Source organism: Micromonospora globbae (genome assembly GCF_003610785.1).
Lineage (GTDB): Bacteria > Actinomycetota > Actinomycetes > Mycobacteriales > Micromonosporaceae > Micromonospora > Micromonospora globbae.
The window spans coordinates 81,610-99,624 of sequence record NZ_RAQQ01000014.1 but is presented as its reverse complement, the minus strand read 5'-3'; the positions used below and the strand labels follow the sequence as shown (position 1 = coordinate 99,624).

The following is an 18,015-nucleotide window of genomic DNA, read 5'->3' as shown; positions in this document are numbered from 1 at the left end:
ACCGAGCGACCGGTCGGGTCAATGTACGCCGGAGGTATATACGCGAGGTATACCTCGGGAGTATGGTGGCCGCATGAGCGTTCCCATGACCCTCCTCGGCCTGCTCGAACGCGAGCCCAGCCACGGCTACGACCTCAAGCGCGACTACGACACGTTCTTCAGCAGGGGCAAGCCGCTGCCGTTCGGTCAGGTCTACGCGACGCTCGGCCGCCTCGCCCGCGACGGGAAGATCGTGGTCGGCGAGGTGGAGCCCGGCGTCGGGCCCGAGCGCAAGCGCTACGTCATCACCGAACGCGGCGCCACCGAGGTCGAGTCGTGGCTCACCGAGCCCGTCGAGGCCGAACCCAACCTCCAGACGGTCCTGTTCACCAAGGTGGTGCTGGCGCTCATGCTGGGCCGGCCCGCCGAGGAGTACCTCGACGTCCAGCGCGCCACGCACCTGCGCCGCATGCAGGAGCTCACCGAGATCAAGCGCAGCGGCAACCTCGTCGACACGATGCTCGCCGACCACGGCCTGTTCCACCTGGAGGCCGACCTGCACTGGATCGACACCACGGTCGCCCGGCTGGACGCCCTCCGCACCATGGTGGCGCAGCGATGACGGCCATCGAGGCGCGCGACGTCGCCCTGTCCTTCGGCGAGACCCCGGCACTGCGCGGCGCGACCGTCTCGGTGGCCTCCGGCGAGATCGTCGCCGTGATGGGCCCGAGCGGCTCCGGCAAGTCCACCCTGCTGCACTGCCTGGCCGGGATCCTCGTGCCGGACTCCGGCGAGATCCACTTCGAGGGCCGCCGGATCGACACCCTCAGCGAGACCGAGCGCAGCGCCCTGCGTCGCGACCGGTTCGGGTTCGTGTTCCAGTTCGGCCAGCTCGTACCCGAGCTGACCGCGGAGGAGAACGTGGCCCTGCCGCTGCTGCTCTCCGGCGTCAAGCGGGGCGCCGCCCTCGCGCAGGCCCGACCCTGGTTCGACCGGCTCGGGCTGACCGGGCTGGGACGGCGCCGGTCCGGTGAGCTGTCCGGCGGGCAGGCGCAGCGGGTCGCGCTGGCCCGCGGCCTGGTGGCCCGGCCCGGCGTGCTGTTCGCCGACGAGCCGACCGGGGCGCTGGACTCGCTGACCGGCGAGCAGGTCATGGAACTGCTGGTCACCTCGGCCCGCGAGCAGGGCACCACCGTCGTGCTCGTCACCCACGACGCCCGCGTCGCCGCGTACGCCGACCGGCAGGTCATCGTGCGCGACGGCAAGGTGAACGCGCTGGTGCACTCATGATCCGCTTCGCGCTGCGGCTCTCCCTGGCGGGCGGCCGGGAGGCCGCCACCCGGCTCGTCATCATCGCCACCGCCGTGGCGCTCGGCGTCGGCATGCTCCTCACCACCCTCGCCGGCATGAACGCCGTCGGCGCCCAGAACCAGCGGTACGCCTGGCTGAACAGCTCCGCGGCGCCGGCCTCCCCGGACGCCTCCGCCGACGCACTGTGGTGGCTCATCCGCGAGGACTACCACCACGGCGACCTGATCGGCCGGATCGACGTCGCCGCGACCGGCCCGGACGCACCCCTGCCCCCGGGCGTCCCACGCCTGCCCGGCCCGGGCGAGTACTACGTCTCACCCGCCCTCGGCGAACGGCTGCACCGCACGCCGGCGGCGGAACTCGGCGACCGCTTCCCCGGCCGCGAGATCGGCACGATCGGCCGAGAGGCCCTGCCGTCCCCCGACTCCCTGCTGATTCTCGTCGGCCGCGCCCCGGCCGAGCTGGAACCGCTGGGCGCCCAACGGGTCACGCGGATCATGACCACCTCGCCGAGCGACTGCCCCAACGGCTGCTACCTCGGCTTCAACGAGGACGCCATGACCCTCACGCTGTCCGTCGTCGCCGCCGCGCTGCTCTTCCCCGTGCTCATCTTCATCGGTACGGCCACCCGGCTGGCCGCCACCCGCCGCGAACAGCGGTTCGCCGCCATGCGGCTGGTCGGCGCCACGCCGCGACAGATCGCCCTCATCTCGGCCGTCGAGTCGGCCCTCGCCGCCGCCGTGGGCACGGCCGTCGGGTTCGGACTGTTCTTCGCCCTCCGGCCCGGGCTCGCCACGATCCCGTTCACCGGCGAGCGGTTCTACGCCAGCGACCTCGCGCTCACCGCCGTGGACGCCCTCGTCGTCGCGTTCGGCATCCCGCTCGGCGCCGTCGTGGCCGCCTGGCTGGCGCTGCGCCGCGTGCAGATCTCCCCGCTGGGCGTGAGCCGGCGCGTCACGCCCAGGCCGCCCCGCACCTGGCGGCTCATCCCACTGGTGGTCGGCCTCGCCGAACTCGCGTACGTCATCGGGCGGCGCCCCGACACGACCAACGGGCAGCTCACCGCGTACCTCTCGGGGTTCCTGCTGATGCTCGTCGGGCTCGTGCTGGCGGGCCCGTGGCTGACCATGATGGGGGCCCGGCTGCTGGCCGGGCGGGCGAGCCGGCCCGCGGCGCTCATCGCCGGACGGCGCCTCGCCGACAACCCGCAGGCCGGCTTCCGGTCCGTCAGCGGCCTCATCGTGGCGTTGTTCGTGACCAGCGTGGCGACCGGCACGATCACCACGTTCGTCGCCAACCGCACCGCGCCGAACCCCGCCTCGGTGGCCGCCACGTCCCTGTCGAAGACGTTCTGGCCGGAGGACGGGCCCCCGCCGACCGCGGACCAGATCCCGGCCGGGCTCGCCGCCATCCCCGGGGTGCGCAGCGTGACGGTGGTGCGCACCAACCCCGACAGGGACGGATGGCAGGGCCTCGTCACCTGCGCCGAACTGGCACGCCTGGAGGTGTTCGGCGGCTGCCCCGCCGGCGCGCAGGTCGCCGAGGTGCCCGCCAACCTGATCGGCATGAGCGCCGCCGACCTCGCCGACGGCGACCACGTCTGGGAGGCCGCCGGCATCGCCGCCGCCGACATCGACCGGCAGCCGATCCTGTCGGTCGTCGTCAACACCACCAGCCACGCCGCGCTGGAACAGGCCCGGACGATGCTCGTCACGGCATTTCCGCAGGGACGCTTCCCGGCCAGCGACGCCGAATGGCAGGCCAGCTCGGCGCGCCAGCTGGTGCAGTTCCAGCAACTGGCCAACGTGGTCATGCTGGCCAGCCTGCCCATCGCCGGATGCAGCCTCGCGGTGAGCGTCGCCGGCGGGTTGAGCGACCGGAAACGGCCGTTCAGCATGCTGCGGCTCACCGGCGTACGGCTGCGCACGCTGCGCGGGGTGGTCGCGCTGGAGACCGTCGTGCCGCTGCTGGTCGTCGCCGCGGTGGCCATCGGGATGGGATTCCTGGCCGCGCACCTGTTCCTGCGGGCGCAACTGGAGTACACGCTCATGGCGCCGAAGCCGTCGTTCTACCTGATGGTGGTCGGCGGGCTGGCGGTGTCGCTGGCGATCATCGGTGCGACACTGCCGCTGCTGCGGCGCATCACCGGCCCGGAGACAGCCCGCAACGAGTGATTGCCGATCGGCGTGGACGGGCCCGGCGCCGCCGGGCCCGTGCGCCTGCGCCGGCGTCGCGGGGCTCGTCCGCCCGCCCCCTACCGTGGTACGAGGGCGAGGATGCTACCGGCGAGTGACGCCGGTGCCGGCGATCCCCGCCTAGCCTCACCGCCATGAAGAAGATCCTCATGGGTTTCGGGGTGCTGCTCGGGCTGTACCTGATCGGCCGCGCCGCCGCCGAGCCGTTCGTCATCGACATGACCGATCCCGCCAGCTACCGGCACGACTGGGGCGGCCCGAGCCTGATCGGCGTCCTGGCGGTCCACTGCGGGCCGGGCATCATCTCCGCGCTGCTGATCGGGCGGGGGGTGCGCTCGTGGTGGCGGCGCCGGACAACGCCGGAGGTCGGGGCGTCCCGCCCGCGGGTCTCCTCGGCTCGGTAGAGCGGGGCGAACGGAGCGCATAGCGGCACGGCGGAGCACCGAGACCTACGACTCGCTGCTCCGGGCGGCTTTGTCCGCCAGGCGCTGACGGTTCCGGCGGTTCCAGGAGCCGACGTACGCGGTGGTGCTGCTGTTGCGGCGGAACAGCGACGTCTCGGGTGGCCAGGGTCTCGAAGGAACTCTTGACGTCGGTGCTAGCCGCCGATTTCAGCAAACGGTTTCCAACGAGCGTGTTGGTGATTCTCTCGCACCGAATGAAGGCGGGCAGCGAACTCCGCCCTGACGCCAGCGGAACTTCGGAGCCGCGGGACGGCTGCGGCAATCATCTTCAGTTCCCGCGCATCGCGAAGCAGAGGCCAGTCCGGATCTGTGGTGACGTCGTACCCGTATGCTGCGGCCAGCGTGGCGTGCGCTCCGCGCTGGCCGAAACGCACCTCGCCGACCGCCACCGCGACCAGGTCTACTTGCCATGGGCCAAGGCATGTGGCGTCGAAGTCGCACAGCACTACCCGACCGGCCGCATTCCGCAACAGGTTGCTCACGTGAGCGTCGCCATGGATGATTCCCGAGCCGGCCCGCTGCTGTAGGGCAGCTACCGGCGCCTCTAGCCGGTCGCACCAGTCGAGCAGAAACTGCCGGTCGCTGTCGCTCAGCTCCTCCGCGTCGGCGAGGCGCGATCGTGCGTCCCCGACCGGATCCCAAGCTGGCAAGCGCTCTGGCAGAGGACCGAGGCTGTGGAACTCTCGCAGGACAGGCCCGAGGTCTTCCACCGTCGGGGTTGGCGCAACCGGGGGGATGTAGCTCCAGATCGAGGCAAGGAGAGTTCCGGCCCGCACCGGCTGGGTGACATTCGGCGCGAGCCGGATGGTCGGCGCGTCGACCTGTTCGAACCATCGCCCGAGCTCGACCACCTTGTAGACACGATTCGTAAGCCGATGTGACCTGGCGATGCGGATGACCATGCCAGCCGATGGCAGGGCGAAAACCGCGTTGTTGGTCAGCCCTAGTAATCGAGCATCGCCGGGGTGCACGCCGACTGCGTCGGCGGCTTCTCGCATAGCCGCCGTCATTGCCTCTTTCGAGAACCGTCCGCTCACGCTGCTCCATGGGCGTGAGCGGTGAGCCGGCGCTCGAAGTCGACCACTTCCGGGAGGCCGCGGTGCCGGCCGAGGTCACGACGCAGGTTGAGGACCCGGTCGACGACCCGCCTGGACGTCAACGTCTGCGACTGCTGGATCACGCGGGCTCCGACGACGAGCGCCTCCTCGGGTTCGTCGGCGAGGAACAACGCGCTGCACAAGCCAACCTCGTTCAACACGGTGCTGCGGACGTTGGCAGGGCCGAAAGCGGCTATCGCCTCCTGGACGTAGCGGACCGCATCAGGCGCGTGTCTTCTGTCCTGTCGTGCCCTGTCCCGGTAAACGCGGCCGTACTGGGCGAGCAGTTCTCCCCGATCGTAGAAGCCCAACCAGTCTGGTTCGCGTTCGCTGACGATACGGTCGAACTGATCGCTTGCCTTGCCGAGGATGTTCACCGCGGACCGGTGATCTCCGAGCGCCGCGATGGACGCGGCCTCGGCGCCCCAGAGCAGGGCCTTCATCGCCGGCGTGGCTTGCGTGCCGAGCTGGGCATGGGCGAGTTGCAGTGCGGCAACGGCGTCGCGGTTGTGGCGCAGATGCTGCAATTGCTTGGCCTGGCCGTATCGGATCATTGCGGCCAGCGGCATGTCGTCAGCAGCGAGAGCCGCTCGTTCTCCAGCGGCGAAGTGTCGCTGTGCGTCCTCGTGCCTGCCTGCATCGAGGGCCGTCCAACCAGCCAACTGCCGGGCCGCCGCGACCGCGGCTAGGAGGCGTGGAGCCAGCCCAGTCGGATGCGACCAGTCAAGCATTCGATACACAGACTCGGCGAACCGGGAGACTTCGCGGTACAGCAGGCCACCGCCCGACTCATAGTCCACGGAGCGATATAGCTCCAACACGGCGTTCAGGCGAACGACGTCCGCGGGGCCGATACGCCGCGGCCTCACCTGATCCGTTCCGTCGAGGAGCCCGGCTCCCGCGGCAACAGCGGCGATACCGGCCAAGAGCGCCCGCCGGCCCCTGTTGGGACCAGGGTGATTTGCGTCGTGGGTGGCGCTGTTGGCTGCCGGGTGCCTAGGTGGGCCGGTAGGTGCGAACCAGAGATACGCGGTGGGAATGCGAAGGGCGTTTGCCCAATGGGCCAGTCGGTCAAGGTGCACGAGGGGCGGCCCGTTCTCGACGCGGCTGAGCTGCGCCTGGGTGATACCCAGCCAACCTGCCACCACAGTCTGCGGCAGCGGGCTTCGGCCGTGGTACGGGTGATGCCGGTACGCCCGGATGACCCGCCCCAGGTGCCGCTCCGCGAGCGCCTGGCGTATCGGTTCGTGCTCCCAGAACGCCGCCGGCACCACCGGCGGGCTAATCAGCCGGTCGCGCTCGGCGGTTTGGCATGGTGTGCAGCGTCCGCTGTCGTTGTCGCGCGCCAGGCGTCCGCCGCACCGCGGGCAGTTCGCACGTCTCACCGGCAACCTCGCTGTTCGCGGGTGGCTGTGTCGATGGTGCTCAGTTGAGCCTATCCATTCAAACCACTCACCGAGCAGGCGGTATACGTGCCACACATGTCGACAATTCTCTCAGTGTCATACGGTCGGCAGCCGATCGTGCGCAGCCTCGATGCAAGGGAGTCCCGCCGACAGAAGGAGCAGGATGCTTACCGTCGAACGGATCAGCACTGGCCGCACCCTCGTTTCCGATGAGCTGTTCACCCAGCTGACCGGCCGCATCGCCCGCGATTGTCCCGGGCTGGCGGCAGATCTGCCGGCCAGGATCATGGACCAGGCGCTCGCCTTCCTCGCCGCCTGCGCCAACGCCACCGAACCACTCGGCCCGAGTGACCTCGTGGACATCGGCTGGCACACGTTCATCCTCCACACCCGCGAGTACGCCGATTTCTGCGAGCGGATCGCCGGCCGGTTCGTCCACCATCAGCCCGACCCGCCGTCCGACGACGCCGGCCCCACGGCTCCGGAGCCGCTCGGCGCGCCGATCTCCCGAACGGTGGCAGCGATTCGGGCTGCCGGCTTCGCCCTCGACCAGGAGCTCTGGGGCGGGGTGACGGCCGACTGCAGCTCCAAGTGCAGTCAGTGCCACGCCGGTTGCCACAACAGCCCGACGGGTTGACGCCCTCAGCGGTGGTCCCGGGCATACCCTGTCCGGGACCACCGCCTGGAAAGGGCTCGCCGATGTCGGCTCGCCGCCAATGGAACGAACTACCTGCCGGGGTGCGGCGCGCAGTCGAGCGTCAAGCGGGCGAGGTCATGCGGACCGAGTCGTTGCCGGACGGCGCGAGTTGCGAGATCGCTCTCGCGCTTCATACAAAGGCGGGCCGGATCTTCTGCAAGGGCGGCCGTACGGAGGGCCCGAAGGGTTGGCTCTACCGCAAGGAAGCCCGGATCAACCCCTTCCTGCCGGACGTCGTACCCCGCCTTCACTGGACTGTCGAGCGCGATGGCTGGCTGTTGCTCGGCTTTGAATACGCGCCGGGCCGCCACCCGCGCCTGGAGCCCGGCTCGTCGGACCTTGACACCATTGCCGACGGGCTGGCCACGCTCGCCCGCGAGCTGACGCCCTGCCCACCGGTCGACGTGCAGCCCTTCACCGAGCGGTGGAGTGGGCTCATCGCCCCCGAGATGGTCCGCGGGGAAACCCTCCTGCACACGGACATGACTCCTCGAAACTTCCTGCTCGGTGACCGGCTGCGACTGGTCGACTGGTCCGCGCCCTGCCGCGGCGCCGCCTGGATCGACACGGCCTTCATGCTGGTCCGGCTCATCCGCGCCGGGCACAGCCCCGCCGATGCCGAGCGTTGGGCAGTCCGTGTTCCTGCCTTCGCCGACGCTGACGGCAGGGCGGTCACCGAGTTTGCCGATGCCCTGGTCCGGTTGTGGACGCGGATGCAGGTCAGTGCCCCGGCAGCGCATCGCGGGCCGCTTCTCGACGCTGCCTGTGAGTGGCATGCGTATCGCCTGAGTCGGCAACCTGCCCCGATCTGACCAGCGTCGCCACCCGTGAGTGGGCCCGCGTGGCGGACGGCGTGGCGTCACCACCGTTATGCGAATGGTGCATGCTCGTCACGATTATCCCGGTATACCGGTACCCCTCTTGTGCATCCAGAGTGGTCGCATGGCCCGGGGCGGGTGCCGGGCTCCGGCGTTACTGCTTCCCCCGACAGCGGATTCGCGCCTCCCCGCTCGCCCCGGTGCCGCTCCGAGCACCCCGCGTTCAAGGGTGCGGCATCAGCGGTGCAGCAGAGGTAGGGAAGCGATGATCTACGTGACCGGTGACCGTCTCCAGGCGCACCACGTCCGGGCTGCTGCCTTCGTCATGCGGTGGCGCGGGCTCGACCCTGCCCAGGTGTACGACTACCTCGGCCGCGTGGCCGACGAACTCGACCGGCTGCGCCGGGAGCTGACCACCGCGCACACCGAGGCGGAGCGCATCCGCCAGGCGCTGCGGCAGTGGCAGTCCCGGCACCGCAACTGCCGCCACGGCGACCCCGGCGAGTCCAACGGCCGGTGGCCTCGGTGAGCGCGCCCCGTTGGGTCATCCACCTGCCCACCACGCTGACGAGCCTCGGCGAGGCCGTCGCGCTCACCGTCGCCCTTCGCGACTCCCTCGGCCACGTCACCGCCATCGATTTCGGCGAGGCCACCCTCAGTGAGGAGGACCGCCAGTTCCTGCGTACCCGGATCTGGTGTGACGTCAGGCTCGACGGCGGCTACCGCTGCCGGCGCCGCGCCGATCACGGCGGCCCGTGCGGCACCACGGCCGAGGACCTGCCCCGCTAGCCATCCCGGGGATGATCGACACGACCTACTGGCCGGCTCCGCGCTCTCCGTCGGGCCGGCCTCCCGGTTGATACCGCGATATCCCGTTCCTGGGACGGCGCTACGGCTGGGCGCGGGCGAGGCTTCGGGACAGCGGCCGGGGACGGGGCCCGGGCCGCACGGAGCGAGGAGGCGCCATGACCCAGCCGCACGACCGCGCGCTGCCCGGCGAGGTCTCACCGATCACCGTCCACATCGACCGATGGCGTACGGCGCTGCCGCCGGACGCCTGGCCGGACGCCTGGCCGGACGGCCTTGCCGACAGCGGACTCCTGTGGCGGCGGGACGTCTTCGCGGTCGCACAGGCGTGGCACGCCGGGCGGTCCAGCACGCGGCAACTGCTGGTCGCGGTGCTGATGTGGGGGTACGGGCCGATCGGGTACGGCGCGTGGCGCACCGTCCGCGCGCTGGAGGGCGACCCGGACGGCAAGCGCCTGGCGTACGCGCTGGAGGGACTGCGCGCACCCGTGCGGGACGAGGAGGCGCTGCGGACCGCCTACCAGCGGCTGCGCGACCCGAAGGAGTCGCGGCTGCCCCGGCTCGGGCCGGCGCTGTTCACGAAGCTGCTCTACTTCGCCGGCTACCGCCGGGCGGCCGCCGGCGGTGCCCCCGGCCCGGGCACGACCGCACTCGGCGACGGCCAGCTGCAACCCCTCATCCTCGACCCCGCCGTGGCGCGCCAACTGCCGGCGGAGGCGGGCGTACGGCGCGGTGCCGAGTGGCTCCCGGCGGAGTGGCTCGCCTACCTGCATTGGGCGGCGGACCAAGCCCGGCGGCGGGGTGTCGAGCCGGACGAGGTGGAGATGGCAGTGTCCCAGGGCCGGTTCACCCACGACTGATGGCCACCACGCGAACGCCAGGGACGGCTAAGTGCTGCCGCTGCCGGTGCGCCCGCACCGGTCCCCGCCGCTCCCGGGGAGAGGGAGCGGCGGGGATGGCCTGGCGTCACATCCGGGCGTGGCGGCGGCTCGTGACGGTCGCGGCGGCGAGCGTCGCGGCCAGGAGCGCCGCGAGGGTGGCGATGGGAACGGCGGAGACACGCAGGTCGTGCGCTGCCGATGCGGTGTGGAGAAGGTGGTAGCTGATGCGGGCGAAGGCGGGGACGAGGAGCAGGGCGAACGCGGCGATCGGTGCTCGCGTGTCGATCGGCGCGGCCAGGAGCGCCACCGCGGCGAACGCGTAGAGGGACATGGTGCGGGCGTCTGACCAGTCGTTGAGCGGGCTGGGGGTGAAGGCGACGATCGCCAGCACGGTGGGAACGAGCCAGACCCACGGCCGCGCCACCCGGGTGCGGGGTGCCCTCAGCAGAGGCAGCAGGGCGAGCGCGGCCAGCAGGACGGGCCACAGTCGGGAGTCGCCCGCGTTGCGGAGGATGTCGGCCGGCCACGTCCCGGCGGAGACGCCGGCGTGCGCGTGCTGCGCGGCCACGGTCACCACGGCCGCCACGAACGCCACGCGGTAGGCGCCCCACGCGGTCGCGAGGAGCGCCACGGCGAGTGCCGCCGCGATGGCGACGCCCCACACGTCGACGATCCCGGCGGGCGCGCCGTACCCGATCTGGGCCAGGTCGGCGACCGGCCCGACGGCGGCCAGCGTCAGGCCGTACACGAGCAGGGCCAGGGCGGACAGCCGCAGCGCGGAGTGGCGCAGCGCCACGGGGGAGCGGAGCCGGTCGGCGCCGGTGCGGGCGCGCAGGCCGCCCACCACGAGCGACGCGGCCTCCCGCAGGCTCGGCCGTCGCTGGTGCTCGTCGGCCGTCGCGAGCAGGGTCTCCAGCATCTCGTCGAGGCGGTACTCACGGTAGGGGCGGGGGTAGATGTTCAGGAGCCAGCGGTAGCGGCGCTCAAGGTCGTTCACGCCGGCACCGTCCGGACCATCGCCGCCGACCGGGGCTCCCGGTCACGCACGACCCGGGCCGCCGCGGCCATCCGCTCCGCCTCGGCGTGCAGTGCCGCCCGGCCCTGGTCGGTCAGCTCGTACGTGCGGCGGTGCCGGCCGTTGATCACGGACTCGCCCGCCACCTGCACCATCTCCTCGCCGGTGAGCCGGTCGAGCGCGGCGTAGAGGGTGCCCGTGGTCAGGCGTACGCGCCCGCCGGACAGCTCCTGCGCCCGCTTGACGATGGCGTAACCGTGCAGCGGCTCGTCCTGAAGGGCGGCGAGGATGAAGTAGGTGGGCTCCCGCATGGGCCTCACGGAGTCAGTCATGCCGTCAGCATATGACGATGACCAACCTATTGGTCAAGCCCCGGCGATCAAGCCCGCCGGTCACTTCCCCGGCGCCTGGTACGTCATCTGCTTCTGCACCGCCTCGTCCACCTCCTGTGGGGTCAGCAGCGGCACGACCCGCGTGTCGACGCCGCCGGCAGCCCGGATGGCGATCGCCAGCGCAACGGCCGTCTGGTGGTCCGGCAGTTCGCACACCACGTACGTGTCGTACTCACCGAGGCCGAACGACAGCGACTCCACCCGCCCGCCGGCCGCCTCGATCGCCCTGGTGGCGACCTCCGCCCGCTTGCTGCCGCCGTCCTTCACCAGGCCCTTGATCCCGTCAGGGGTGAAGGTCGACCTGAGCAGGAACTTCGCCATTCGACGCCACCTTCCACACGTTGCGGCACCCCGGGGATGCCGGATTCACGAGGCATCGGCGAGGGCTTACCGCGTCCCCTGGCGCTGGACCCGCTGGCTGCCCTCGACCTTCGCCCGGCCCTGGTCGCGCTCGGAACCGGAGGTGCCGGTCGCGGCCCGCAGGTGCCGGCGCTCCGGCGAGCGCTCCACCTCGGAGCCCTGCCGGCCCCGTGCACCGCTGCCCGGATGCCGCCGCCCGCGCGCCGACTCGCCGCCAGGGTCATGCTTGTTCGGCTTCTGGCTACCCATGGCCGGCGCATTCCCGGTCCACCGGCGCCTAGTCATCCGGCCGAAGCGACAGCCCGTCTTGGGGTAGGAAGCGACAGCCCGAATCAGGGAGCCGGGCAGCCAGGCGACAGCCCGACCCAGGGAGGCAGGGAGCCAGCGACAGCCCGGCCGGGGACGCGGGCAGCCAGGCGGCAACGCGCGGGCAACCAGCGGCGACCCGTCCAGGATCGCGGGCAGCCAGCGGCAACCGGCCACCGCCGGCACCGGGTCCGGCGCGCGCGTGACGACGCAGACGACTCAGCTCCCCAGCGCGCGACCACCAGTCGTTAAGGTCTCCGGGAGCGGCGAGGAGAGGTGAGGCACGTGCTGACCGGGCTGGAGCTGCCGCCCGCCCTGGAGGCGGAGCGGGTGATCACCGCCGTGCTGGCCGACCTGCGGTCCGGCGACCACCGCGGCGTCGTGGTCGACTCGCCGCCGGGGGCCGGCAAGTCGACCCTCGTGGTACGCGCCGCCGTCGAACTGGCCGAGGCCGGCGAGCCGCTCATCATCGTGGCGCAGACCAACGAGCAGGTGGACGACCTCATCGACCGGGTGGCGCGCAAGGCCCCCGAGCTGCGGATCGGCCGCCTCTCCGCCACCGACTACCGGCCGTCGGCGCGGGTCGAGGGTCACGCGAGGGTCGCCGCGAAGGTCGCGGACCTCGGCGGTCCGGCGGTCATCATCGGTACGGCGGCCAAGTGGGCCACGGTCACCGAGGGCTGCTGGCCGTGGGCGATCGTGGACGAGGCGTACCAGATGCGCTCCGACGCCCTGCTGCGCGTGGCCGGCCGTTTCGAACGGGCGCTGTTCGTGGGCGACCCCGGTCAGCTCGACCCGTTCTCCACCGTCGACACGGCACGCTGGACCGGTCTGACCTGGGACCCGATGCAGTCCGCCGTGGCGGTGCTGCTGCGGCACAACCCCGACCTCCCCGTACACCGGCTGCCGGTGTCGTGGCGGCTGCCGGCCTCCGCGGCGCCCGTCGTGGCGCGCGCCTTCTACCCGTTCACCGGGTTCCGGGCCGGCACCGGCCCCGACGACCGGGCGCTGACGCTGACCGCCGCCGGCCCGGGCGACGCGCTCGACGCCGCCGTCGAGTCGGCCGCGGCGTCCGGCTGGGGGCTGTACGAGCTGCCGGAGCGGCACACCCTGCGGACCGACGGGGAGGCGGCCGAGGCGTGCGCGGCGCTGGCGGTGCGGTTGCTGGAGCGCGGTGCGGTCGCCGTCTCCGAGCAGGCCCCGCAGGGCGCGCCGGTGACCGCGGACCGGATCGCCATCGGCGCGGCGCACCGCGACCAGGCCGCGGCCATCCGCGCGCGGCTCGGCGCCGCCGCCGGCGTCACCGTCGACACCGCCAACCGGCTCCAGGGCCGGGAGTACGACGTGACGATCGTGCTGCACCCGCTGTCCGGCCGGCGGGACGCCACCGCGTTCCATCTGGAGTCGGGGCGGCTCTGCGTGCTGGCCTCCCGCCACCGGCACGCCTGCATCGTGGTGGCCCGCGACGGCATCGCCGAACTGCTCGACGCCCACCCGTCGACCGAGCCGGTGCACCTCGACGTGCCGGTGAAGTTCCCCGACGGCTGGGAGGCGAACCAGTCGATGATCGCGTACCTCAAGGAGCACGGCCTTCGCCCCTGAGGCGGGTCGGCCGGACTCCCGCCGCTCAGGACCGCCCGAGCAGCGCCGAGCCGCGGGGCAGCGGACCCACGTCGGACCGCCGGCCGGGACGCAGGGCGGCGTGGCGCTGCCCCGGACCGAGGCCGTCGCGGGCGGCGAGGGCGTCGGCGACGGCGCCGGTGGCGAAGCCGTAGACGGTCTTGTGGAGGAGGTCGACGGCGAGTTCCTCGCGTGGCCAGGTCTGTGGTGGGGCGCCGACGCCCGTCGCGTTCTCCAGGGTCTGGTCGGTGGTCAGCCGGACGACAGTGAACATCCCGGAGGCCACGGGGCCGCGGAGACCGGCCTGCGCCATGAGCGAGCGCAGCACGCCGAGGAGGGCGCCCTGGCCGAAGTGCATGGCGAGGTTGCGCCACCGGGGCTGCTCCCTCGGTGATTCCCGCATTCCGGTGAGGCGGGCCATCACCCGCGCCGGCACGTACGAGTCCGGCCGACCGGTGAACCGTTGCTCGATCTTCTCGCCCACGGTCATCACGGCCACCCCGGTCAGACCCGCCACCAGCCCTGCCACACCGCTCGCCTCAGCATGGCGGTTCCTGTACCCGGCGGTGGGGCCGGCACACGCCGCAGCGGCTCAGTACCGTCGCCGGCCCACGCGCGGCACGGCGGCGAGGGCCAGCAGCACGCCGCTCGCGACCGCCCCGACACCGATCGGCGGCAGCCGGTGCAGGAACGGTGTCGTGGCGATCAACGCCAGCGCGCCGACCGGCAGGCGCCACAGCATCATCCGGAACAGCTCGAACGCGTACAGGGTGCGCCCGGCCAGGAAGACCACGGGGCCCGCGATCATGAGGGCCAGGCCCGCGGACGACGTCTGCTCCGTCGGGGACACGACGATCACCTCGCCGCCGGCGGTGGTGAGCACGACGCCCGCAATCATGATCAGGTGCGTGTACGCCACGACGAGGGCCTGCCGTCCCGCGTTGGTCGACCGTTCGAGCCCGGCCGCGAGGTGCTCGGCGCCGTACACGACGTAGATGCGCCACATCGCCACGGCGTTGGCGAACAGGAGGATCAGCCCGGCCGTCGTGGCGGACACGAACGTGACGTTGCGGAACTTGATGGCGGCGACCAGGAGGACCTCGCCGAGCCCGACGATGAACATCTGCCGGTAGCGCTCCGAGATGTGCTCACCGACGACCCGTAGTTCCTGCGCGCCGATGCGGCCGAGCTTCGGCACCCAGTAGCCGAACAGGCCGGCGAGGTAGTCCAGCGTGACCGCCAACGCCCAGACCGCCAGCCGGGCCGGGGCGGGCAGGAAGGCGCCGCCCAGCCACAGCACGCCGGTCATCGAGAACCAGATGAGCACCCGCAGCGGCCGGACGCGCAGCTCGTGGCCGCGTAACGCCGTCACGAGGATGAGGCCGCGGAAGAGGTGCAGGCCGACGTACGACGCGGCGAAGACGAACCCGTGCATGCCCTCGTACGCGCGCACGCTCGCCATCGCCATGAGGTACCCGCCGAGCAGGACGCCGACGACGATGAGCTGGGTGATCGGCTGCTCCGGGTCGTACCAGTCCGTCGTGTACGCGGTGACGGTCCACACCCACCAGACCGCGGCGAGCAGGATCATCGTCTGCAGCGCGTTCAGCCAGCTGATGTCGTTGACCAGGCGCAGGGAGAGCCGGGACAGCGCGACGATGAGCCCCAGGTCGAAGAGGAGTTCGAGATAGGAGATGCGGGGGCGGTCCTCACGTGCCCGCAGCAGCCAGCCCGACCTCTTCGGCGTCACGTATCTCCCGTTCCGTCTGGTTCCCACTGTTTCGTACCATGCGCCTCCGCGGACGCGTGAGCACTTGCGCAAGAGCGGTCACGGGCCCGGCCGGTCGTCCGCCGGCCAGGCCCGCGACGGTCAGGCGTTCGGGTGTCCACGGTCGGACCTGCGGCGGTGCCGGTCCAGTGCCCTGCCGTGCGCGTACGCGATGAGGCGCTCCACCTCGGCGAGGCTGCGCGGACCCGGGTTGAGCACCGACACCCACCCGGCGGCGCCGTAGAGGGGGTTGGGGATCACCTCGTCGAGCGCCGTGAAGTCGACCGATGTCCGGTGGTCGGCGAACCGCGCCGGCGGGTAGCCGAGGACGCGCGCGAACTCGCGCCGCCCGAGGTCCAGGTTCAGCCGGAAGACCCCCGGCCGGTGCAACCGCGACTCCTCGTCGAAGCCGGCCATGTCGCTCTCGCCGATCGTGGCGAACGGCATCCGGCGGTCCGGACCGACGTAGAAGAACCGCCAGCCCCACGCCACCTCCGGGGCTCCCGACGCCTCGTCGGCCACGACCAGGGCGACCTCGGGCAGCGTGAGGATCCGCTCGGCGAGGTCGTCGGCGGTCGGCCCGGCCGGCAGGCGGTCGGCCGCCTCCGCCGACGGGGTGGCCGCGGCGGCGTCCGCCGGGTCGAGCGGCGCCGGCCGGTCCGCCACGACGGCGACGGGCCGCGGGTCGGAAGCCGCGGCCGGCTCCGCGCCCGCCGCGCCGGGCGCGGTCACGTGCAGGATCGCGTCGCAGTGGGCGACCGTCTCCTCGTCGAGCGGGAAGTGCCCCTGCTCGGGCGTCACGTCCGTCCGGACCCGCAGCGGTCCGGCCTGCCGCAGGCGTACGGGGTCGACCACGGCGACCCGCCCGCCCGGGGCGTGATCGCCCGCGTCGAGGGCGGCGTCCAGGGCCGCCTCGAACGTTCCGGCGGGCGGCGCGCCGAGTTTCAGGGCTCCGCTCGCCCCGAGACTGCCGACGACGACCGCGTACCGCTCGCCGAGCAGGGACGACACGATCGCCCCGGCGCTCCACCAGCGCAGGTCCATGCCGGCCAGGCGCCAGGTGCTCGGGTGCCGCTGGAGGTGCCGGTTGTGCGCGAAGACCAGGGTCGGTCCGCGGTGCGCCTCCCGGGTGCGGATGTCGAGCAGGTTCTGTGCCATGAGCGCGTCGCGGATCCCGAGCAGCCGGGAGGTGCGTACGGCCGGGGGCGCGTCCTCGGCCGCCTGCGCGTGGTAGCGCAGCAGGCCCAGCGCGGTCGCGGCGTGCACCTGCGCGCGCTGCCACTCGTCCGGGGAGGACGCGGCGACCAGGGCCGGCGCCTCGGCGTACAGGGTGGTCAGCAGGTCGTCGGCCACCGCCCGCAGGGCCACCGCCTCGGGCGACGCGCCGACCGACCGGGTCGCGTCCCGCAGCGCCGCCGGGTCGCTCCACCGCCCGTCGTCGCCGAGCAGGACGTCGAGGTCGGTGTCGGCGTGCCGCGTCGACGGGAGGTGGCGGGCCAGGTAGGCGTGCGCGTGGCGCAGGTACGGTCCGGGGCTGGGCGCAAAGGTCATCTCCAGTGGCGCGTCGAAGCCGTGGACGGCCACGCGCTGCGCCGGCGGGCGTCCCTCGTTGTACGCGCGCAGCCAGGTCACCAGTTCCCGGGTGGCGTCGAGGCGCTCGAGGCCGTGGCTGAAGCCGCTGGCCAGCACCGCGTCCAGGCTGGCGTCGCCGCCCTGGACGTACGCGTCGACGTCGGTCGCGGCGACCCGGTCGGACTCGATCGCGACCGAGCGGAAGCCGTGCGCCACCAGCGTCTCGAGGACGCGGTTGCGCAGCCGGGGGAACGCCGGCTCGCCGTGCGTGGGCTCGCCGAGGGCCAGGATCTGCGGCGGTGCGGGCAACGTCGCGAGCAGGGAGGCGACGGCGTCGTCGAGGTGGGGGTCGGCGAGGTCGTACGACGCGAGGGGTGCGGGTTCAACAGCCATGACCTTTACCGTATCGTTGAACGACCTTTTGAGACTTTTCCCGACGGCTAGCCGAGGAGCCCCTCCTGAAGCCTCAAACCGCGGAACAGCGCTACCGGCCCGTGGACCTCGCCCGCGAGCACGGCATCTCGACGCAGGCCGTGCGCAACTACGAGCGCGACGGCGTCATCCCGGCGGCCCGGCGCACCCCGAGCGGCTACCGGACGTACACCGAGGTGCACGCCGCGGCGCTCCGCGCGTACCTGGCGCTCGTGCCCGCGTACGGCTATGGGCCCGGCGCCGAGATCATGCGGGCGGCGACCCGCGGCGACGTGGAGGCCGCCCTGCGGGCGGTGGACCGCGGCCACGCGCAGCTGCTGCGGGACCGGGAGACGCTCGACGCCGTCGAGGCGGCCGTCGGGGTGCTCACCGCGGCACCGTCGGGCGAGCGTCCGGACCGGCCCGACCGCCCCCTGACCGTCGGCGCGCTCGCGCACCGGCTGGAGGTGACCCCCGCGACACTGCGCAAGTGGGAACGGGCCGGCATCCTGACCCCGACCCGCGACCGCGTCACCCGGCAGCGCCTGTACGGCCCGGACGACGTGCGCGACGCCGAGCTGGCCCACCTGCTGCGGCGCGGCGGCTACCTGCTGGACCACATCGCGACGGTGATGCGGCAGGTACGCGCGGCCGACGGACCCGGCCCGCTCGCCGCGTCCCTCGACGGCTGGCGGCAGCGACTGGACGCCCGGGGCCGCGCCATGCTGGTCGCCGCCGCCCGCCTGGCCGACTACCTGAAGACCGCCAACCTCTGACCCGCTCCCCGTCCGCGGTGATCATGAGGTTGGCGGGGCCTCGCGTCCGACGTGTCGCCGCCAACCTCATGATCGCGGGTTCCGGACCGGCGGTCCGTCGCGTGGACCTGACCGCTGTCGGTGGTGTCCGCTACGGTCGG

20 protein-coding genes are annotated in these 18,015 nt (G+C 72.6%); 11 read left to right on the top strand and 9 right to left on the bottom strand.

What is annotated here, in order from left to right; all coding sequences use genetic code 11:
- The first annotated feature begins 73 nt into the window (after positions 1–73).
- The 4 genes from D7I43_RS19795 to D7I43_RS19780 all read left to right on the top strand — a co-directional run bounded on the left by D7I43_RS19795 (position 74) and on the right by D7I43_RS19780 (position 3,889).
- Positions 74–601: a PadR family transcriptional regulator gene (locus D7I43_RS19795; RefSeq protein ID WP_120330025.1), complete on the top strand. Its 528-nt coding sequence runs from the start codon at positions 74–76 to the stop codon at positions 599–601.
- Positions 598–1,269, top strand: a complete 672-nt coding sequence (locus D7I43_RS19790; RefSeq protein WP_120330024.1) for an ABC transporter ATP-binding protein — start codon at positions 598–600, stop codon at positions 1,267–1,269. Before D7I43_RS19795 ends, D7I43_RS19790 begins: the two co-directional genes overlap by 4 nt.
- Positions 1,266–3,464: an FtsX-like permease family protein gene (locus D7I43_RS19785; RefSeq protein ID WP_120330023.1), complete on the top strand. Its 2,199-nt coding sequence runs from the start codon at positions 1,266–1,268 to the stop codon at positions 3,462–3,464. The genes D7I43_RS19790 and D7I43_RS19785 overlap by 4 nt, the downstream gene beginning before the upstream one ends.
- Positions 3,465–3,619: 155 nt before the next feature.
- Entirely contained in the window at positions 3,620–3,889 is a 270-nt protein-coding gene (locus D7I43_RS19780) for a hypothetical protein (protein ID WP_120330022.1), read from the top strand.
- Positions 3,890–4,083: 194 nt separating this feature from the next.
- On the opposite strand, the gene D7I43_RS19775 is transcribed toward D7I43_RS19780, so the two are convergent.
- Both D7I43_RS19775 and D7I43_RS19770 read right to left on the bottom strand, forming a co-directional pair.
- Positions 4,084–4,959, bottom strand: coding sequence for a phosphotransferase family protein (locus D7I43_RS19775; RefSeq protein WP_120330021.1), 876 nt, complete (start codon positions 4,957–4,959; stop codon positions 4,084–4,086).
- A 23-nt stretch (positions 4,960–4,982) separates the two neighbouring features.
- On the bottom strand, positions 4,983–6,431 hold the full coding sequence (locus D7I43_RS19770; protein ID WP_120330020.1) for a helix-turn-helix domain-containing protein: 1,449 nt from the start codon (positions 6,429–6,431) through the stop codon (positions 4,983–4,985).
- 184 nt (positions 6,432–6,615) lie between these two features.
- Here D7I43_RS19770 and D7I43_RS19765 point away from each other — a divergent pair, with 184 nt between their 5' ends.
- From D7I43_RS19765 to D7I43_RS19745, 5 genes are all read left to right on the top strand, one after another.
- On the top strand, positions 6,616–7,089 hold the full coding sequence (locus D7I43_RS19765; protein WP_192902204.1) for a glycine-rich domain-containing protein: 474 nt from the start codon (positions 6,616–6,618) through the stop codon (positions 7,087–7,089).
- A gap of 62 nt (positions 7,090–7,151) precedes the next feature.
- Entirely contained in the window at positions 7,152–7,961 is an 810-nt protein-coding gene (locus D7I43_RS19760) for a protein kinase family protein (protein WP_120330019.1), read from the top strand.
- A 271-nt stretch (positions 7,962–8,232) separates the two neighbouring features.
- Positions 8,233–8,496 (top strand): DivIVA domain-containing protein, encoded by a 264-nt coding sequence (locus D7I43_RS19755; RefSeq protein ID WP_120330018.1) that lies wholly within the window; start codon positions 8,233–8,235, stop codon positions 8,494–8,496.
- The gene (locus D7I43_RS19750) at positions 8,484–8,756 is read left to right on the top strand and encodes a hypothetical protein (RefSeq protein WP_338042003.1); all 273 of its coding nucleotides are present in this window, start codon (positions 8,484–8,486) and stop codon (positions 8,754–8,756) included. Before D7I43_RS19755 ends, D7I43_RS19750 begins: the two co-directional genes overlap by 13 nt.
- Before the next feature lie 176 nt (positions 8,757–8,932).
- Positions 8,933–9,634 (top strand): 8-oxoguanine DNA glycosylase OGG fold protein, encoded by a 702-nt coding sequence (locus D7I43_RS19745; protein WP_120330017.1) that lies wholly within the window; start codon positions 8,933–8,935, stop codon positions 9,632–9,634.
- 106 nt (positions 9,635–9,740) lie between these two features.
- On the opposite strand, the gene D7I43_RS19740 is transcribed toward D7I43_RS19745, so the two are convergent.
- The 4 genes from D7I43_RS19740 to D7I43_RS19725 all read right to left on the bottom strand — a co-directional run bounded on the left by D7I43_RS19740 (position 9,741) and on the right by D7I43_RS19725 (position 11,671).
- Positions 9,741–10,652, bottom strand: coding sequence for a hypothetical protein (locus D7I43_RS19740; protein ID WP_120330016.1), 912 nt, complete (start codon positions 10,650–10,652; stop codon positions 9,741–9,743).
- Complete coding sequence (locus tag D7I43_RS19735) at positions 10,649–11,002, bottom strand: PadR family transcriptional regulator (RefSeq protein ID WP_120330015.1); 354 nt, start codon at positions 11,000–11,002, stop codon at positions 10,649–10,651. Before D7I43_RS19735 ends, D7I43_RS19740 begins: the two co-directional genes overlap by 4 nt.
- A 60-nt stretch (positions 11,003–11,062) precedes the next feature.
- Positions 11,063–11,383, bottom strand: a complete 321-nt coding sequence (locus tag D7I43_RS19730; RefSeq protein WP_120330014.1) for a GYD domain-containing protein — start codon at positions 11,381–11,383, stop codon at positions 11,063–11,065.
- Positions 11,384–11,449: 66 nt separating this feature from the next.
- The gene (locus tag D7I43_RS19725) at positions 11,450–11,671 is read right to left on the bottom strand and encodes a hypothetical protein (RefSeq protein ID WP_120330013.1); all 222 of its coding nucleotides are present in this window, start codon (positions 11,669–11,671) and stop codon (positions 11,450–11,452) included.
- 333 nt (positions 11,672–12,004) lie between these two features.
- Between D7I43_RS19725 and D7I43_RS19720 the strand changes: the two genes are divergently transcribed.
- Positions 12,005–13,330 carry an AAA family ATPase gene (locus D7I43_RS19720; protein WP_420870222.1) on the top strand — a complete coding sequence of 442 codons (1,326 nt, stop codon included), beginning with the start codon at positions 12,005–12,007 and terminating at the stop codon, positions 13,328–13,330.
- Between the two features lie 25 nt (positions 13,331–13,355).
- Here the strand turns inward: D7I43_RS19720 and D7I43_RS19715 are convergent, their stop codons facing one another.
- The 3 genes from D7I43_RS19715 to D7I43_RS19705 all read right to left on the bottom strand — a co-directional run bounded on the left by D7I43_RS19715 (position 13,356) and on the right by D7I43_RS19705 (position 17,081).
- On the bottom strand, positions 13,356–13,877 hold the full coding sequence (locus tag D7I43_RS19715; RefSeq protein ID WP_240033050.1) for a hypothetical protein: 522 nt from the start codon (positions 13,875–13,877) through the stop codon (positions 13,356–13,358).
- Between the two features lie 63 nt (positions 13,878–13,940).
- Entirely contained in the window at positions 13,941–15,098 is a 1,158-nt protein-coding gene (locus tag D7I43_RS19710) for a low temperature requirement protein A (protein ID WP_158610118.1), read from the bottom strand.
- Positions 15,099–15,218: 120 nt separating this feature from the next.
- The gene (locus D7I43_RS19705; protein ID WP_120330011.1) at positions 15,219–17,081 is read right to left on the bottom strand and encodes a DUF6194 family protein; all 1,863 of its coding nucleotides are present in this window, start codon (positions 17,079–17,081) and stop codon (positions 15,219–15,221) included.
- A 101-nt stretch (positions 17,082–17,182) separates the two neighbouring features.
- Between D7I43_RS19705 and D7I43_RS19700 the strand changes: the two genes are divergently transcribed.
- Positions 17,183–17,875 carry a TioE family transcriptional regulator gene (locus tag D7I43_RS19700; protein ID WP_204985236.1) on the top strand — a complete coding sequence of 231 codons (693 nt, stop codon included), beginning with the start codon at positions 17,183–17,185 and terminating at the stop codon, positions 17,873–17,875.
- Positions 17,876–18,015 lie beyond the last annotated feature (140 nt).

Bases quoted from the DNA above. Each gene is read 5' to 3' on its own strand.
- D7I43_RS19795 (WP_120330025.1), top strand. From the start codon at position 74: ATGAGCGTTCCCATGACCCTCCTCGGCCTGCTCGAACGCGAGCCCAGC.
- D7I43_RS19790 (WP_120330024.1), top strand. From the start codon at position 598: ATGACGGCCATCGAGGCGCGCGACGTCGCCCTGTCCTTCGGCGAGACC.
- D7I43_RS19785 (WP_120330023.1), top strand. From the start codon at position 1,266: ATGATCCGCTTCGCGCTGCGGCTCTCCCTGGCGGGCGGCCGGGAGGCC.
- D7I43_RS19780 (WP_120330022.1), top strand. From the start codon at position 3,620: ATGAAGAAGATCCTCATGGGTTTCGGGGTGCTGCTCGGGCTGTACCTG.
- D7I43_RS19775 (WP_120330021.1), bottom strand. From the start codon at position 4,959: ATGACGGCGGCTATGCGAGAAGCCGCCGACGCAGTCGGCGTGCACCCC.
- D7I43_RS19765 (WP_192902204.1), top strand. From the start codon at position 6,616: ATGCTTACCGTCGAACGGATCAGCACTGGCCGCACCCTCGTTTCCGAT.
- D7I43_RS19760 (WP_120330019.1), top strand. From the start codon at position 7,152: ATGTCGGCTCGCCGCCAATGGAACGAACTACCTGCCGGGGTGCGGCGC.
- D7I43_RS19755 (WP_120330018.1), top strand. From the start codon at position 8,233: ATGATCTACGTGACCGGTGACCGTCTCCAGGCGCACCACGTCCGGGCT.
- D7I43_RS19745 (WP_120330017.1), top strand. From the start codon at position 8,933: ATGACCCAGCCGCACGACCGCGCGCTGCCCGGCGAGGTCTCACCGATC.
- D7I43_RS19735 (WP_120330015.1), bottom strand. From the start codon at position 11,002: ATGACTGACTCCGTGAGGCCCATGCGGGAGCCCACCTACTTCATCCTC.
- D7I43_RS19730 (WP_120330014.1), bottom strand. From the start codon at position 11,383: ATGGCGAAGTTCCTGCTCAGGTCGACCTTCACCCCTGACGGGATCAAG.
- D7I43_RS19725 (WP_120330013.1), bottom strand. From the start codon at position 11,671: ATGGGTAGCCAGAAGCCGAACAAGCATGACCCTGGCGGCGAGTCGGCG.
- D7I43_RS19705 (WP_120330011.1), bottom strand. From the start codon at position 17,081: ATGGCTGTTGAACCCGCACCCCTCGCGTCGTACGACCTCGCCGACCCC.